Source organism: Streptomyces sp. NPDC026062 (assembly GCF_055568375.1).
This window is the reverse complement of record NZ_JBVHOQ010000042.1, coordinates 51,041-67,295: the sequence shown is the minus strand read 5'-3', so window position 1 is coordinate 67,295 and position 16,255 is coordinate 51,041. Positions and strand designations below refer to the sequence as shown.

The window sequence follows — 16,255 nt, the reverse complement described above, 5'->3', positions numbered from 1 at the left end:
ATCAGCGCATAGCGGCCGGTGCCGAACTGCGCCGACTCCTGCTGCTTGAACACCTCGTCGACCTTGGCCTGGATACCGGGCGTCGACGGGTCGAAGACCAGGACGTTCGGTCCGAGGTCACCGCCCCCGGGGATCTGTGTACCGCCGCCGGTGGTGCCGAACACCTGGAACTCCCAGAGCGAGTAACCGTACTGGGTGGCCCGGGTGGTTCCGGTCAGCCGGACGTAGCGGGCGTTCCCGGAGACAGTCAGCGTCTCGGTGCCGCCGGGGCCCGTGGTGGTCGAGTAGGCGGTGCTCCACGTGGTGTCGTCCGTGGAGAACTCGATCCGGTAGCTCTTGGCGTACGCGGTCTCCCACTTCAGCACGATCTGGCTGACCGAGGCGGCGGAGCCCAGGTCGACCTTGATCCACTGGGGGTCGGAGGCGGCGCTCGACCAGCGGGTGCCGTTGTCGCCGTCCACGGCGGACGTGGCGGGGGTGCCGTAGTTCTCCTGGCTGGAGGCGGTCACCGTCCTGCCCTGCGAGAGCAGCGAGGATGCCGCGTCCGCCGAGGTGGACGGCACGAAGGCCAGGAGCGAGACGACAAGACCGGCAACGGCGGTCAGTACACCGGCGCGTCTTCTTCCGGTCGATGACGCGGGTCTGCGGAACAAGGGGGGTACGTACATGGGGGCTTGTCTCCTGAGTCGCGGTACGGGTGCACGACACGAAGCCGGAGAGCGCTCTCTCCGGCCGATGGGGATACTTCTCTCTCCCGTCCCCGTGCGTCAATAGGTGTGCAACACCGGCTTCACCAAGCGTTGTTGAGAACAACAACCGGCGGCTGATACATCCCTATTGACCTCCTTGCCGCCATCTTGAGGCTTTCCCCTCGGCGAAACTGACGGGTCGTTGGTTCAGATGGTGACGTAGTGGCTGAGGGGGGCGAGGAGAGAGCGGTACACCGTTGCCCCAGCAACCGGACCGCCTCCGGAAATTGGTGCGCGGGGCCGGGGGACGCGCGCGCCGGAAACCGCTGCGCCGGTTACCGGACATGTTGACGACACGCGGGGGACAGCGGACGCGGCTGCTCGCTATCCTCCGGGCATGAGCCGTGAACGTGGCACGCGTGGCGTCCTTGACCAGGCGCGACGGGGTTCCGGGTGAACGAGGACATGGGCCCTGTTCCGGTGGACGCCCGTACCTCCGAGGTGTGGCGGTCGTTCGGTGCCCGGTTGCGCCAGTGGCGCAGACGGGCCGGGCTGACGCAGGCCCAAGTAGGTGCCCGGGTCGGCTACGACCACACCGCCATCAGCAGACTTGAGTGCGGCAGCCGCAGGACCCCGCTGCCGCTGGCTCGGCGACTGGACGAACTGCTCGCGGCGGAGGGCGAGTTGCTGGCAGCCTGCGAGGCGGCCGAGGAACAGGAGCGGGCAGGAGGTGAGCGGGGAGCCCCGGCCACCCCACGCGGCGGGCCGTTGCCCGGGGAGCCCGCGGGCGGAGCACTGCCGGCGATGCTGCCACCGGGGACCGCGCTGCCCGCCCGACTGCCCGCCTATGGACTGGTCTGCCCGGCTCATGGCCGGGAGGGCTGCTCGGTCCCCGCGCTCACGGACGTCATCGGCCTGCACGCGGACTTCTGCGCACTGGGCCCGGACACACACTCACGCCCTGCCCTGGACAACGACACCGTGCACGCGCTGACGGCCCTGCTCGCGGTCTGCCTGCGCGCCGACGAGGAACGCGCCTGGCCGGGAGCGACCGCCGTCGTCGAACGCACGCTGCACGCCATGCTCCGCTGGATGGCGCTTCCGGAGGCGTCGTACCAGCGGCAACTGGCCCCGCTCGCGGCCGAGTACGCGCAGTCGGCCGGCTGTCTGCGGCTGCTCTGGGGCCGGAACGGGACCGCGATGGCCTGGCTCGACCGCTCGCTGCTGTGGGCCGCCCTGGCAGGTCACGTCGGGACGCAGGTCGCGGCTCTCAGCGATATGAGCACCCTGGCCCGGCTGGAGGGCGACGGACCGTCGGCGCTCGCCTACGGCGGGGCGATCGGCCAGGCCGCGGAGGGCCGGCGCTGGGCGGGAGCCATGAGCGATCTGTACCAGGCGCGCGGTCACGCGGTCCGAGGCGATGCGGACCGGACCCTCAAGCACATCGACCGGGCCCGGTCGCAGATGGACCGGGCGGGCGAAGGTGAGGAGACGGAGGCGCCCTGGCTCTCCGTCGCCTCCGTTCCCCTGCGTGTGGAGTCCGGAGCGGCAGGTGCGCTGCGCGATCTCGCCGCGGCCACCGGCGACCGCCGTTTCGCTCTCCGGTCCGTCGACGCGGCACGCACGGCGCTCGGCCTGCTGCCGTCCGGCATGCACTCCGCGCGGATGCTGTTCCTGACCCGGATGGCCGACGCCCACGCGTGCGCCGGCGATCCGGAGGCGGCTCAAGCCGTGGCGGGCCCGGTCCTGGACACCACCGAGGTCAATCCGTCGACACTGCTCGGTCAGGAACTGCGCGGTCTCCACGCCAGACTGGCATCCCGGTCCGGCGGAAGCCCCGAGTCGGACGACTTCGTCAGCAGACTGGCGGCGGTGGTTCGCTGAGCGGCCGGGGGACCTGCCGGAGGACCGTTCCGGCAGGCCGGATCATGCGGCTCCGGCGCCCGGGCCGGGGCCGCCGACCACGCTGACGCCGCGGCGTGCCGCCGCGCCGATGGACGCCCGGGGCGCTGCGCGCATCGGAGGGCGGGGCGTGTGGACCACGCCCCGCCCCCGCGGCATTCGCGGCGGATCAGCTCACGTCGAGTGCCACGTCGTCCACGACGAAGCTGGTCTGCAGGTAGGCGTCCTCCTTACTGGTGAAGCCCAGCGTCACCGTCTGCCCCGCGGCGGAGCCGACGTCGAAGGACTGCTGGACATAGCCGCTGCTCGCGTCGAGATTCGAGTAGGTCGCCAGCGTCCGGGAACCCAGCTTCACGGTGAACGTGTCGTAGGCGGTCGCATCGGCGGCCGACTCGTCGGTGTCGGTGCGCAGATAGAACGACAGCCGGTACGTCGCACAGCCCGCCGGAACCGTCAGTGACTGGGTGGCGGTGTCGCTGTGGGTGCTGCCCCAGCCGCCGAACCAGGCCTGGTAGGCGCCGCTGTGCGCGGGCTTCTCGGAGGTCCGGTTGTTGATGATCCCGTCCGACTGGGTCCACGGTGCCGTGCCGTTCTCGAAGCCGCCGTTGGCGACGACCTGCCGCGCCTGGCAGAGGCCGCCTCCGCCGACGACCAGCGAGAACGTGGTGGTGTGGGTGGCGGTGCCCGTCCCGGTCACGGTGAGGGTGTACGTACCCGCGGTGGTCTGGGCCCCGGCGGATACGGTCATCGTGGACGAGGAGCCCGACTGCACCGAGGACGGGGCGAAGGAGACGGTGACCCCGCTGGGCGCACCGGATGCGGTGAGCCGGACCGTCTGCGCGGAACCACCGGTGGTGGCCGTGGACACGGCGGCCGTGACGGATGCGCCCGGCTGGACGCTGCCGGACGCCGGGTTCACCGAGACGGAGAAGTCGTCTGCGGGCGCGGTGGTGCCGACAGCGGTCTTCCACACCGTGTAGGCGACCCCGTCCGCGCTCCGGTCGAGCGCGGTCGCGTTGATGTTGGCCGTGGTGTCGCACGACTGGTGGTAGCACGGGTCGTACGAACGGCCCGCGGTACCGCCCCACTTGGCGGCCTGGGCGGAGGTCTTGGTGTCACTGGCACCGGTCGCGTACCCGGAGGTGGCGATGGAGCCCTGCTGGAACGAGTAGTCGTCCGAGCGTCCCTGGCCCTCGACGTTCTCCTCGGGGGCGAGACCGAGCGAGGTCCAGTACTCCTTCATCGGCGCCGACGCGGCCGAGTTGAGGTTGTTGATGAAGTAGCCGCCGTTGGTGGAGGCGACCATGTCGAAGTTGTAGTACGCGCTGATGGCGCTCCGCTGGGCGGCGGTGAGCTGGCCGACGTAGTACTCGGAGCCCTGCAGGCCCTGCTCCTCGCCGTTCCACCAGGCGAAGCGCACATGCTTGGTCATGGTCGGGTTCTGCTGGGCCAGCGCGAGCGCGTTCTCCAGCAGGGTCGCGGAGCCGGAGCCGTTGTCATTGATGCCCGGTCCGGCGGCGACTCCGTCCAGGTGGGCGCCGAACATCACGGTCCGGTCGGCCGCGCCGCCCGGCCAGTCCGCGATCAGGTTGTTGCCCCGGTAGGTGCAGGTGGTGCAGGTCTGCTCGGTGACGGTGTAGCCGGCCGCCTGCAGCTTGCCCTTCACATAGGCGAGCGAGGCGGTGTAACCGGCGCTGCCGGCACGCCGGTTGCCGCCGTTCTGCGAGGCGATGGTGTTCAGCTGGGCGAGGTGGGTCTGCACGTTGGCGATGCTGATGTCGGGGGGTGTGCCACCGGGAGTTCCGCCACCGGTGAGAGTGAGGGTGTACTGGGCGGTGTGCTCCTGGGTGCCCGCGCCCTTCACGGTGAAGGTGTACGTCCCGGGTGTCGCGGCCGACGTCGTCGACACCGTCATGGCCGATGTCGCGCCGGACTGCACCGATGCGGGGCTGAAGGAGACGCTCACGCCGCTCGGCAGGCCGCTCGCGGACAGGTTCACCGTCTGCGCGCTGCCGGAGGAGACGGTGGTCCGGACCGTGGCGGTCACCGCGCTGCCGGGCTTCACGGAGCCGGATGCCGGGTCCAGGGACATCGAGAAGTCGTTGTTGCCGCTCGGCGCGCAGGTCGGGTCACCGCTCTGGGCGGGGACGCTCACCGCGTCCCAGGCGGCCTTCGCCCGGTTGAACAGCACACACGTCGCGTCGAGGGTCTTGGCCGCGGTCAGCGTGGCGGTGCGGTAGCGCTTGTACGTCATGCCGCTGGTCTTGAGCAGCATCCCGCCGTAGAAGACCTTGCCGGCGCTCTGGATGCCCACACCGGTGACTGAGGAACTGTTGCAGGTGGGGCTGGACGGCTTGCCGCCGCCGGGGTTCGAGCCCTCGGCCAGCAGGTAGAACCAGTGGTTGAGGGGACCGGCCGCCGCGTGTTCCTCGGTGCTGGGTATGGAGGAGCTGTAGCAGTTCGGGTCGCCGATCTGCCCCGGGTTGTACATGATCCGGATCGGCCCGTTGCCCACCAGGTCGATCTTCTCGCCGACGGTGTAGTCGGGGTCGTCGTACGGGGCGGGTTCGTTGGTGTACGCCTCGGTCAGCGCACCCATGATGTCGCCGGTGGCCTCGCCGAGGCCGGACTCGTTGTTGGCGCCGCCGGGGGTGTACTGGTCGATGCCGTGGCCGAACTCGTGGCCCACGACGTCCATGGCGCCGATCCACTGGTTGGCCTGGTTGTGGCCGATGGAGACGGTGGAGCCGTCCCAGTACGCGTTCACGTCGTTGAGCCCGACCTTGACCGGCCAGCTGCGGCCGTTCCCGTCGTGGCCGTTGCGTCCCAGCCAGTCGCGCAGCATGTCCCATTCGTGCTGGGCCGCCCACATGACGTCGACGCAGCCGGTCTCCTTGCTGGAGGCGCTGCCCGTCCCCCAGGAGTCGCTGGACTTGGTGAACACGCTCCCGGTGCTGTAGTCGGCGCAGCTCAGACCGGGGCGGGCCGGATCCCGCAGCGAGTAGCTGCCGCCCGAGGAGGTGGTGTTGATGGACAGCGGGGACGGTCCGTTCCACTGGCTGTTGCCGGTGCCCGCCCTGACGTCGTCGTAGCTGTCGAGCACCGCGCCGGTGCCCGCGTCGACGAAGACATGCAGCCGGCTCGGCGCCTTCGCGGTCCGGCCGGTGAGCACGGTCTCCCAGGCCAGCCGGGACTTCGTGCCGGTGGCCCGGACGACCAGCCGGTGGCTGTCGACCCGCTCGACCGTGCTGAGCTTCTTGCGCGAGGTGGCCTCGGCGGTCCTGGCCGAGACGGTCGCGCTGGTAGGTACGTTGATGCGCCGCGAGACGGCCGACTGGGATCCTCGGACGCGTCCCTGGGAGTCGGCCACCACGACGGCGTCACCGCCGACGACCGGCAGGCCGCGGTAGGTGCGTTCGTACGCGACGGAGTAGAGCCCGTTGACCCAGGGGGTCACCATCTGCCGCTCGTACTGCTCATCGGGTCCCTTGGCCAGGGCGTCGAGACCACTGGCCGCCGCCCGGTCGGCGGCCGAAACGGCTGCCGAAAGTGCGGTCGGGGCCGGCGGAGCCGGTTCCGCCGAGGCTGACTGGCCGCTGGTGGCGACCAGCATTCCGGCGAGGACGGCCAGGGTGGTCCCGGCCGTCATCGGTCTGCGTTTCATCGAGGCTCCTCGGTTCGTGGGGACCTCGGTCACGGGCCGTGGCGTGGGGAGACGGGCCCGCTCGTGGTGCCGGCGCCGGCCGTCCGCCCAGGTCGTGTCCGTGATCGGGCGACCGAACACTCACACGTCGCCATGACCTCGTCAACGAACTGCGGGCCTGTGCAAGGGACTTGGCAAGTCTGGTCAAGTCACCATGGTGCGATCGCACAGCCGGCACACAGGGAGGAGTGCGGGGCGCCGCCCGGCGCCGCCCGGACCACGGCGCGTCGCCCGCCCATGTCCGCGTTGTCCGCGGTGCCTGCCGCGCCCCGGGCCGGCCACCTTGCGGACGTACCATGATCCCCATGGAGCAGCGCGAACTGGGCAGGACCGGACGGGACGTCTCGGTCGTCGGGCAGGGCACATGGCAGCTCGGCGGGGACTGGGGCGAGGTGCGCGAGGCCGACGCCTTCGGCATCCTCGACGCCGCCGTCGGGGCGGGCGTCACCTTCTTCGACACCGCGGACGTGTACGGGGACGGACGCAGCGAGCAGCTCATCGGCCGCTATCTGAAGGAGCGCCCCGACGCGGGCGTCCTCGTCGCCACGAAGATGGGCCGGCGCGCCGGCCAGGTGCCGGAGAACTACGTCCTGGACAACTTCCGTACGTGGAACGACCGCTCCCGGGCCAACCTCGGAGTGGACACCCTCGACCTCGTGCAGCTGCACTGCCCGCCCACCGCCGTCTACTCCTCGGACGAGGTCTACGACGCCCTCGACACGCTGGTCGCCGAGGAGCGGATCGCCGCCTACGGGGTGAGCGTCGAAACGTGCGCCGAGGCGCTGACCGCCCTCGCCCGCCCCGGTGTCGCGAGCGTGCAGATCATCCTCAACCCCTTCCGCCTCAAGCCGCTGGACGAGGTCCTGCCGGCCGCGCGTGCGGCCGGGGTCGGCATCATCGCAAGGGTGCCGCTCGCCTCCGGCCTGCTCTCCGGCAGATACACCGAGGACACGGTCTTCGCGCCCGAGGACCACCGCACGTACAACCGGCACGGAGAGGCCTTCGATCAGGGCGAGACCTTCTCCGGCATCGAGTTCGGCACCGGGGTGGCCGCGGCTGCCGAGTTCGCCGGACTCGCTCCGGAAGGAGCGGCCCCCGCCGCGACCGCGCTGCGCTGGATCATCCAGCAGGACGGCGTCACGAGCGTCATCCCGGGTGCCCGTTCGGTGGAACAGGCTCGGGCCAACGCGGCGGCTGCGGCCCTGCCGCCGCTGCCGCCGCCCACCCTCGACGCGGTGCGGGACCTCTACGACCGCAGGATCCGCGCGGCGGTCCACCACCGCTGGTAGCGGTCCCCGGCTACCGGCCGGACGAGGGGGACGGCGCCTCGCTCGTCGAAGTGCCGCCGTCCGGCGTGGTGGCGGAGCTGGAATCGGGGGAGAACAGGCTCATCCCCAGGTAGACGGCGGCGAGGAAGGCGACCGTGCCCGCGATGGCGCTGGCGACTCTCGGGCGGCGTCTGATGGCCTCGCGGGTGCTGCGACGCGGGTGGCTACGCGGCCGGCTCGCCGCACGCCGCCCGTGTCCGGACGTCTGAGGCAGACGGTACGTCGTCGGCGAACCGGCGTCCGTGCCATTGGGCCGCCCGGCAGGGGCGGGGGTCGCGGGAGCCGGCGCATAGCCGACGGCCGGAGCCCGCGGGGGAGCGGGCCGGTGCTGGGGCAGCGGTTCCGCCTGCCCCCGCCAGGCCTCGCTGTGGAACCAGTCGGCGACCTGCTGGGCGCTGGGCCGGTCCTCGGGCTGCTTCGCGAGCAGGCCCAGAAGGTAGGAGTCGAAGGCCGCGGACATGTCGACCCCCCGCTGCCGCAGCGGCACGGGAGGCGTGTCGACGTGCTGGTACAAGGTCGCGGTCGGGGTGTCCGAGCGGAACGGCGGCTGGCCGAGGAGCAGTTGGTAGATGACGCAGCCGAGGGAGTACATGTCCGATGCGGCACCGGCGGTGCGGCCGAGCGCCCGTTCCGGGGCGAGGTAGAGACTCGTGCCGACGATGTGGCCCGTCGTGGTGAGGGCCGCCGAGGGGTCGTCGACGAACTGGGCGATGCCGAAGTCGCCGATCTTCACGGAGCCTTCGGCGTCCAGCATCAGGTTCCCCGGCTTGATGTCCCGGTGGACGATGCCCTGCCGGTGGGCCGCGGCGAGCCCGGCCGCGGCCTGGCCGGCGATCCGGGCGACCTGCTCCGGACCCAGTCGCTCCTGCGACAGAAGCAGGTCGGAGAGGCTCCTGCCCTCGACCAGCTCCATCACCAGGAAGAGCCGGTCCTCCCACGACCCGAAGTCGAACACGGCCACCAGATGCGGGTGGCTCAGCCGGGCGGCGGTCTGGGCCTCCAGCCGGAACCGCGCGGTCGCCGACTCGTCGGCGTGTTCGCCCAGCAGCAGCTTCACCGCCACGGCCCTGCCGAGGACCTCGTCCGTGGCCCGCCAGACCTCACCCATCCCGCCACGGCCGATGGCGGATATCAATCGGTACCGACCAGCAACCAGCACCTGCGCACACCCATCTCGAATAGCTCGCGAATCTCGGAAGGACCGGGCCGGGTACCGCTCCGGCCGCCGCGGCGGCGACCCCGCCCGGAACGAGGGACGGGGTGGGAGGGACGCGGCATGATCAGGATATCCGGCGCGCGGACCCGGGGCGACCGGCCGTCACCCCGCGGCGGCCGCGCGCACGGTGACGAGCCGGCAGGTCTCGTGCGAAGAAGGGTGTCCGCCGGGGTCAGGAAGTCTGATCCGGCCGGACCGGCTCCGGCGCGGTGCCGGGAAACAGCCATGCGCAGGCGGCCTGTGCGGTGAACTCGGCCTGCCCGCCCGGGAAGTGCAGCCCCGCCGAGGCGAACGCGGGATCGGCGGCGCTCGCCGCAACGTACGGGACCGCGATGCAGCGCATCCCCGCCGCGTGGGCGGCCCTCGCGCCTGGGGCCGCGTCCTCCACCACCACGCAGTCGGCGGGGTCGGCCCCCAGTCGCCGGGCGGCCTCCAGGAACACATCCGGTTCCGGCTTCCCGCGCCCCACCTCGTCGGCGGAGACGTACGTGGTGAGGAAGGCGCCCAGGCCGGTACTCGTCAGCACGGCCTCGATCCCGGGCAGGGACGAGCCCGACGCCACCGCCATGGCCACTCCCCGGCCGTGCAGCAGCTCGACGAACTCCCGCATTCGCGGGAAGACTTCGGTCGACCTCCGCGCCAGTTCCAGATACAGGGCGTCCTGGCCCGCCACCAGCTCGTCCACGGACGCGGCGATGCCGTATTCGGCCCGCAGGACGGTCAGCGCCTCGGGGTTGCTGATTCCGATGAAGCGGGCGTTCTGTTCCCAGGTGAAGTCGGGTACGCCGTACCGTTCGAGCAGCAGGCGTACGGATTCGTAGGCGTTGGGCTCGCTGTCGACGAGGGTGCCGTCCAGGTCGAAGATGACCGAAGGGGCGTGTGCGGGTGCGGAGTTCATGACGGCCATGATCGCAGCGGAGCGATCACGGACTCTTCGTCGGGCCCGGGTGGGAGAGGCCGCTCCGGCCGGGCTGTGCCGTCCGGCCCACCGACTCCACCAGCGGCAGCAGCCGGTGCGGAACCCTTTCGCGCAGCGCCACTTCGGTCCGGGTCCTGACCACGCCCGGAAGCTGGATCAGCCGCTGGATGACGTCCTCCAGGTGCCCGTTGTCCCGCGCCACCACCCGGGTCAGCAGATCCCCGCCTCCCGTGGTGGAGAACGCCTCGACGATCTCCGGCACCGCGGCCAGTGCCTCGCCCACGTCGTCCAGATGCCCCTGCGTCACCTCCAGATGAACGAAGGCGAGCACCGGGTGGCCGAGAGCGGCGGGTGAGAGGAACGGACCGCTGCCGGTGATCACACCCTCCCGTTCGAGGCGGTCGATGCGGGCCTGGAGGGTTCCCCGGGCGATGGACAGGATCCTTGCGTACTCGCGCACGCTCGTCTGCGGCTGCTCGATGAGCAGTCGCAGAATCCGGGTGTCGAGTGCGTCCACCGCCATGGTCCGTCGGCCTTTCACTGGTATGTCCGTCGGGCCGCGACTGTACCAATGGCACACTGCCGGGCCTGCCGCGACGGTGCGTGCCCCGCCTCTGCGCCGGCGCGCGGGGCTGCGGCGCAGAGACGGAGGACGGGTGTCAGAACTGCACGTCGGAGCAGGCGTAGAACGCGTTGCCGGTGTCGGAGATCGTCCAGACGCCGAGGATCAGGTGCTTGCCGGACTTCTGCGGCAGCACACCCGCATGGGACACGGTCGAGCCGGGCAGCCGGCCGCCGAAGGGCACGGTGAGGAAGGGTTGCGGTTCCAGGTCGGCCCGGGTCAGCGGCTTGGCCGGGTCGTAGCCGTCCCGGGTGATGTAGTAGCGGAAGTCGGTCGTCGCGTGCCGGGCCTCGATCCGCCAGTTGAACGTGTAGTTCTGCCCCGCGGTGACCTGAGTCGCCGGCCAGGCGCCGCCCCTCGGGTCGTCGAGTTCGGAGAAGCGGCCGATGCCGCCCGAGCAGATGTGGCCGTCGGCCGGTCCGCGGGTGGGGAAGCCCTTGGGACCCTCGACGCTCGGCGGCTCCCACTGGATCTGGCCGCAGTGCTTGACGGTGCCGATGCCGCAGAGCTGCTGGCGGCTGATGGGGGAGTCGGTGTAGCCGTGGCTCTGCGCGCTGCCGGAGGTGGTGAACAGGGCCGCGCCGGCCAGGCCGAGCCCGGCGAGTAAGGAAGTGATCTTTCTGCGCATACGTCGCTCCTGGAGATGTGGGGTGATGTCCGGAGAGTTCTGCGGTCTAGACCAAGGGTGAGCGTAGTCATGTCAATTCAGCGTGTCCATACCGTCGGGAGGGGCAGGTGCCGGCCCCTTGCCGGGGTCCTTTGTGATGGCCGGTGCTCCCCGGCCGGCGGGCCCGGTGCTCCCCGGGGCGCTGTCCGGTGATCCGTTGGCCGACTGCTGGTGCTCCGCATCGTTGATCAAATGAGCCATTGGCGCAGTGAAGGGAGGCTAATTTGGGCCAACAGGCCTGCGGATGCTCTGATGTACCTGTCGATGGCGCTGCGGATCCCGCGGCGCCTTTTCCATGCCGGTACACGGAACCGGTGGGCGAGGCGGGGAACAGCAGTGCTGAAGAGAGCGTTCGTGGCCCGGGACCCGGGCAGGCTGCGGCTGAGCTTCGCCTGCCGGGCCGTGCTCGGGATCGGACTGGCGGTGACGGTGTGCGGCCTGGCCGGGCACTCGCTCGTCGCGGCCATCACCGGAGGGCTGGCGGCACTGCTCGCCCTGTTCACGGTGACCGATCCCACCGTCCGGGGCCAGGCCCTCACCACGGCGCTGCTCCCCGCGGCGGGCTTCCCGGTGCTCGCGCTCGCCGCCCTTCTCCATGATCACCCGGTCGCCCGCGACGCCGCCTTCCTCGCGGTCATGGGTTTGGGCGTATACGCCCGGCGATGGGGTCCGCGCGGCCATTCCCTCGGTGTGTTCGCGTTCATGTCCTTCTTCACGACGCAGTTCCTCCACACGCTGCCCGGACAGCTGCCCGAGCTCTGCTCCGCGGTCGCCCTCTCGTTGCTCTCCTCGTCCGCCGTCCGCTTCGGTCTGTGGTGCTACGAACGGCGGCTGGCCCCGCCCCACATACCGGCCCCGGTCAGCGGCACAGGACTGGCCAGAGTCACCACGCGGCAGGCGGTCCAGGCGACGGCGGGCGGAGCCGTGGCGCTGATGGCCGGGCAGATGCTGTCCGACCAGCGCTGGTACTGGGCCGTGGGTGCCACCTGGTGGGTCTTCGTGAACACGGCCTCGCGAGGCGAGACACTGGTGCGCGGATTCCGCCGGGTGCTCGGCACGCTGATCGGTATCCCCATCGGCCTCGCCGTCGTCGTTCCGCTGCACGGGGCACCGGTCCCCACCGCGCTCGTCGTCGCCATCGGGGTGTTCGGGATCTTCTACACCGCGGCCGTCTCCTACACCTGGATGATGCTCTCCGTGACGGTGATGGCCGGAGCGCTCTATGGATCCCTCGGCGTCCTCGACCCGGATCTGCTCACCCTGCGGCTCGTCGAGACGGCCGTCGGCGCGCTCGGCGCGATGCTCGCGGTGCTGTTCGTGCTGCCCGTCACCACACACGCCACGACCGACGCCTGGATCCAGCGTGCCCTGCGGTGCGTCCACGCCTGCACGGAGGAGGCCGCTGCCCGGCTCTCGGGCTCGGCCACCGCCGATCCGGCACCGCGCGTCGCCGAACTGGAAGCGCTCCTCGGCCGCGTCCGCCTCTCGCTGGCCCCGCTGGTGCACCCGCTGAGTCCGCTGCGCGCCCGCAGGGCCCGGGCCGGGCGTGTGCTCGCCCTGCTCGACGCGTGCGCGCGGGAAGTGCGCGGACTGGCCTCCGTCGCGGCCGACAAGGAGGCCTCCCACGACGCCCGGCTCACCGCGGCCTGCTGGCGTGTCGAGAGTGCGGTCGAAGCGCTCACCGCGACCGAGCGGCCGGCCCGCACGGCCGGGACCGCGGCCCTCCAGGAGCGACCTGCGGCGACAGAGCCGGCCCTCGCCCACCTGCACGGCCTGGAGCGGGCGCTGGCGGAACTGGCCACGCCCCTGCACGCCCCGCCCCGCGCACCCCTTGTCCCGGCCTGACCCGCACCCCTGGTCCAGACCACAGACGGGCACTGCTACGGTCGCCGCGGAAGATCACGGCGGCCGCCGCCGCGATCAGTCGGCGGAGAGAGGCAGTGCGGTGGACAGCAGCAACGGTGCCGGACGGGCATTCATCGGGTCGTTCACCTCGGCGGGCGGACGCGGTATCACCGTCGCCGCCGTGGACGAGGAGACCGGGGCGCTCACCGTCCTCGGTACGACGGACGCCGTAACCGACCCCTCCTACCTCGCGCTCGGCCGGGGCACCGGCCCCGGCGGCGCGGTTCTCTACGCGGTCAGCGAGACCGAGAAGGGCGCGGCCGCGGCCCTCGACATCAGCGGCGACGTCCCGCGGCCCCTCGGGGAGACCCGGCGGGTCGACGGCGACGGGCCCACCCATCTCGCCCTCGCGGGGGGCCATGTCCTCACCGCCAACTACGGCTCCGGGAGCGTCACCGTGCTGCCCGTGCTCGCGGACGGCTCGCTCGGCGAGGCCGGCTGCGTACTCGCGCACGAGGGCAGCGGCCCGGTCGTGGAACGCCAGGCGGGGCCCCACGCCCACCAGGTCCTGGCCGATCCGTCGGGGAACTGGGTGCTCAGCGTCGACCTCGGCACCGATTCCGTACGGATCTGCGCTCTCGACCCGGACACCGGAGAGTTGCGCCTGCACGGTGAGACGGCGCTGCGGCCCGGCACCGGGCCGCGCCATCTCGCGTTTCACCCCTCGGGCGGTCACGCCTACGTGCTCAACGAGCTGGAGCCCACCCTCACGGTGTGCCGGTGGGACGCCGCCGCCGGGGTCCTGGAAGCCGTCGGTGAGGCGCCCGTGCTGCCTGCCGGAGCGAGCGGCGGCACCAGCCCGGCGAGCTATGCGTCCGAGGTCGTCGTCGCACACGACGGCCGGTTCCTCTGGGCGGCCAACCGGGGGCACGACAGCATCTCCGTGCTCGCCCTCGTTGCCGCGGGGGAACAGGCGTCGCTGATCACGACCGTGAGCTGTGGCGGGCACTGGCCGCGCGACCTCGCCCTCGACCCCACCGGCCGGCGGCTCTACACCGCCAACGAGAGGTCGGGGAACGTCAGCTGGTTCGCCGTGGACCCGGAGACCGGCGTCCCGGTTCCGGAAGGTTCTCTGGAGGTTCCTGCGGCCTCCTGCGTGATCTTCGCCTGAGCAACGGCATACGAGACGCCCCGGGGTCCGTGAGGGCCCGGGGCGTCCGTGCGTCACGCGCGGGCGGGGTGAGCCGGTCCGCCCCGCTCCCGCGACGGACCGCCCGCCCTGCCCGCGGCGGCAATCAGTGGACCTGAGCCCCCTGCGCCATCGCCGGAGCGATGCCCAGCGTGGTCATGTACATCGACAACACCAGCTTGCCGATCGCCGGGTATGCGCCGAGCGGCTCGGCGCTCGCGCAGCCGGCCTCCTTCACCGCGGCGTCCAGCAGACCGTCGGCCACCTCGGGGCCCACCAGATAGGGCGCCACGGCCAGCTGCAGCGAGCCGGAGCCCCTCAGCTGCTCGGCGATCGAGGCGACCGAGCCCTCGACGTCGAGGGCGGCGGCCATCACGGGCACCGCGAGCCGCGCGGCCAGCAGCATGCCGGTGATCCCCGCAGCCTGTACGGCCTCCTCGCCGCCCACGGTGGCCAGCACGATGCCGTCGGCTGCCGTGGCCACGGTGAACAGCCTCGCGCGGTCGGCGCGAGCGAGACCGGCCTCGGAGAGGCGCACATGCAGCGCCTCGGCGAGCAGCGGGTGCGGTCCGAGCACATCGGTCAGCTCCGCCGGGGCCTGGCTCTCCTCGATCGCGAGGCGTATCCGCTGCACCAGTGAGCTGTCGGGTCCCGCGAGCAGCGGCACCACGACGGCGGCCGGGCCCTCGGGCTCGGCCGCCTCACGGCCGGCGGCCTTGGCCTGCTCGAAGCGCGCGGCGCGTTCGGCGGAGGCGTGCGCGAGCGCGGAAGCGACGGTCGGGTACTCGGCGTCGTCGCCGTCGAGGTAGCCGATCAGGGCGTTCAGGCCGGGCAGCTCGGAGCGGGCGATGCTGATCACCTCTTCGGCCAGACTGCGGCTGGCCGAAGAAGGGGTACCGGGAACGGCAAGAACGAGCGCGGCGGCGCCCTCGGGTGCGACCACGGGCTCCGGGCGGCGGTGCCGTCCGGACTGGCGAGGTCGCGGCATTCGTACTGGCAGGCCGGAAGCGGGCCCAGTGGGGGTGCTCATGGCGCCGCATGCTACTGGTTTTGGGTACCCCGCTGCTCGGGGAGGGGCCGGTCGAGCGTTGTCTGTCCGCATTTATCCGATGGGCGGCTTACCGGTCGACTGTCCCGCTCTGTCACCCCGGGGTGTGGCCGGTTCCCGGGGCGGACAACGTGACCCGGAGCAGCGTGGGATGGAGCGGCAGCCGCAGACGCTCCGCGGCCAGCGCCCGCGCGATGCGCAGCGAACCGGTCAGCGGATCACCCGAACCGGGGACCGCCCGTGCGTGCGGCAGCTGCCGCGCCAGCTCCTCGCGCAGCGGTACGAGCAGCGGCTCGCCCATCCGGAACAAGCCACCCGTCAGCGCCACTTCGCAACCGGCGCCGTCCGCCCCGGCCTTCGGGCACACCGCGACGGCCGCCGCGGCGATGTGCCCGGCGGCGTCGCGGAGGATCCCTTCGGCGACAGGATCGTGCGCCGCGCACGCGGCCACCTCGGGAGCGAACGAGGCCAGGACGGCGGGCCGGTCGGTACGCGGATAGAGCAGGCCGGGCAGTTCTGGAGCCGGGCCGAACACCGCCTCCAGTCTGGTCAGCAGTGCCGGTGAGCCGCCGCGTCGCCCGTCATGGGCGCGCATCGCGGCGTCGAGTCCGGCCCGCCCGATCCAGGCGCCGCCTCCGCTGTCGCCCAGCAGATGGCCCCAGCCGTCGGCCCGCCGCCACCGCGTCAGATCCGTCCCCAGGGCGATCAGGCCGGTGCCGCCCGCCACGACCGCGCCGGGCCGCTGTCCCACCGCCCCGGCATAGGCGGTCACCGCGTCGGCGGCGAGTGCCAGCTGCTGCACCCCGAGCGCGTCCGCCAGGGCCGAGGGAAGTTCGGTGCGCAGCTGTTCGCCGAGCGTGGCCATGCCCGCCGCCCCGATCGCCGCGGTGGCGATCCGGTCGTCGCCGCCGTGCCGGGCAAGCAGCTCCCGGGCGGCGGGCAGCAGTTGTTCCAGGAGGTGAGCGGCGTCGATGCCCGAAGGGCCGGTCCGGACCGGTTCCGCACACGTCGCCGTGTCCAGGGGTGTTTCATCGCCCACGGTGCCCAGCGCCACCCGAAGTCCGGAACCGCCGGAGTCGACCCCGAGGACGTACTCCCCGGGTGCGTGCCGATGTGACTCCATGGAA

The 16,255-nt window shown here is 72.0% G+C and carries 12 protein-coding genes; 4 read left to right on the top strand and 8 right to left on the bottom strand.

Going from position 1 to position 16,255, the window contains the following annotated elements:
- Positions 1 to 668 (bottom strand): discoidin domain-containing protein (locus ACZ4LX_RS30605; RefSeq protein ID WP_467650133.1); only part of this gene is annotated, 668 nt, incomplete at its 3' end.
- Positions 669 to 1,154: 486 nt separating this feature from the next.
- Between ACZ4LX_RS30605 and ACZ4LX_RS30600 the strand changes: the two genes are divergently transcribed.
- Entirely contained in the window at positions 1,155 to 2,573 is a 1,419-nt protein-coding gene (locus tag ACZ4LX_RS30600; RefSeq protein WP_467650132.1) for a helix-turn-helix domain-containing protein, read from the top strand.
- Positions 2,574 to 2,760: 187 nt separating this feature from the next.
- Here the strand turns inward: ACZ4LX_RS30600 and ACZ4LX_RS30595 are convergent, their stop codons facing one another.
- Positions 2,761 to 6,240: a M28 family peptidase gene (locus tag ACZ4LX_RS30595; RefSeq protein WP_467650137.1), complete on the bottom strand. Its 3,480-nt coding sequence runs from the start codon at positions 6,238 to 6,240 to the stop codon at positions 2,761 to 2,763.
- 350 nt (positions 6,241 to 6,590) lie between these two features.
- Between ACZ4LX_RS30595 and ACZ4LX_RS30590 the strand changes: the two genes are divergently transcribed.
- Positions 6,591 to 7,583, top strand: a complete 993-nt coding sequence (locus ACZ4LX_RS30590; protein WP_467650131.1) for an aldo/keto reductase — start codon at positions 6,591 to 6,593, stop codon at positions 7,581 to 7,583.
- 10 nt (positions 7,584 to 7,593) lie between these two features.
- Here the strand turns inward: ACZ4LX_RS30590 and ACZ4LX_RS30585 are convergent, their stop codons facing one another.
- The 4 genes from ACZ4LX_RS30585 to ACZ4LX_RS30570 form a co-directional block, all read right to left on the bottom strand.
- The gene (locus ACZ4LX_RS30585) at positions 7,594 to 8,781 is read right to left on the bottom strand and encodes a serine/threonine-protein kinase (RefSeq protein ID WP_467650130.1); all 1,188 of its coding nucleotides are present in this window, start codon (positions 8,779 to 8,781) and stop codon (positions 7,594 to 7,596) included.
- Between the two features lie 229 nt (positions 8,782 to 9,010).
- The gene (locus tag ACZ4LX_RS30580; RefSeq protein WP_467650129.1) at positions 9,011 to 9,736 is read right to left on the bottom strand and encodes an HAD family hydrolase; all 726 of its coding nucleotides are present in this window, start codon (positions 9,734 to 9,736) and stop codon (positions 9,011 to 9,013) included.
- 25 nt (positions 9,737 to 9,761) lie between these two features.
- Entirely contained in the window at positions 9,762 to 10,280 is a 519-nt protein-coding gene (locus ACZ4LX_RS30575; RefSeq protein WP_467650128.1) for an Lrp/AsnC family transcriptional regulator, read from the bottom strand.
- 136 nt (positions 10,281 to 10,416) lie between these two features.
- The gene (locus tag ACZ4LX_RS30570; protein ID WP_467650127.1) at positions 10,417 to 11,007 is read right to left on the bottom strand and encodes a lytic polysaccharide monooxygenase auxiliary activity family 9 protein; all 591 of its coding nucleotides are present in this window, start codon (positions 11,005 to 11,007) and stop codon (positions 10,417 to 10,419) included.
- A 375-nt stretch (positions 11,008 to 11,382) separates the two neighbouring features.
- Here ACZ4LX_RS30570 and ACZ4LX_RS30565 point away from each other — a divergent pair, with 375 nt between their 5' ends.
- Entirely contained in the window at positions 11,383 to 12,891 is a 1,509-nt protein-coding gene (locus tag ACZ4LX_RS30565; protein WP_467650126.1) for an FUSC family protein, read from the top strand.
- Between the two features lie 100 nt (positions 12,892 to 12,991).
- Entirely contained in the window at positions 12,992 to 14,062 is a 1,071-nt protein-coding gene (locus tag ACZ4LX_RS30560; RefSeq protein WP_467650125.1) for a lactonase family protein, read from the top strand.
- A gap of 124 nt (positions 14,063 to 14,186) precedes the next feature.
- Here ACZ4LX_RS30560 and ACZ4LX_RS30555 read toward each other — a convergent pair whose 3' ends face one another.
- On the bottom strand, positions 14,187 to 15,110 hold the full coding sequence (locus ACZ4LX_RS30555; protein WP_467650124.1) for a sirohydrochlorin chelatase: 924 nt from the start codon (positions 15,108 to 15,110) through the stop codon (positions 14,187 to 14,189).
- A gap of 112 nt (positions 15,111 to 15,222) precedes the next feature.
- Positions 15,223 to 16,251, bottom strand: coding sequence for an N-acetylglucosamine kinase (locus ACZ4LX_RS30550; protein ID WP_467650123.1), 1,029 nt, complete (start codon positions 16,249 to 16,251; stop codon positions 15,223 to 15,225).
- Positions 16,252 to 16,255: the final 4 nt, after the last annotated feature.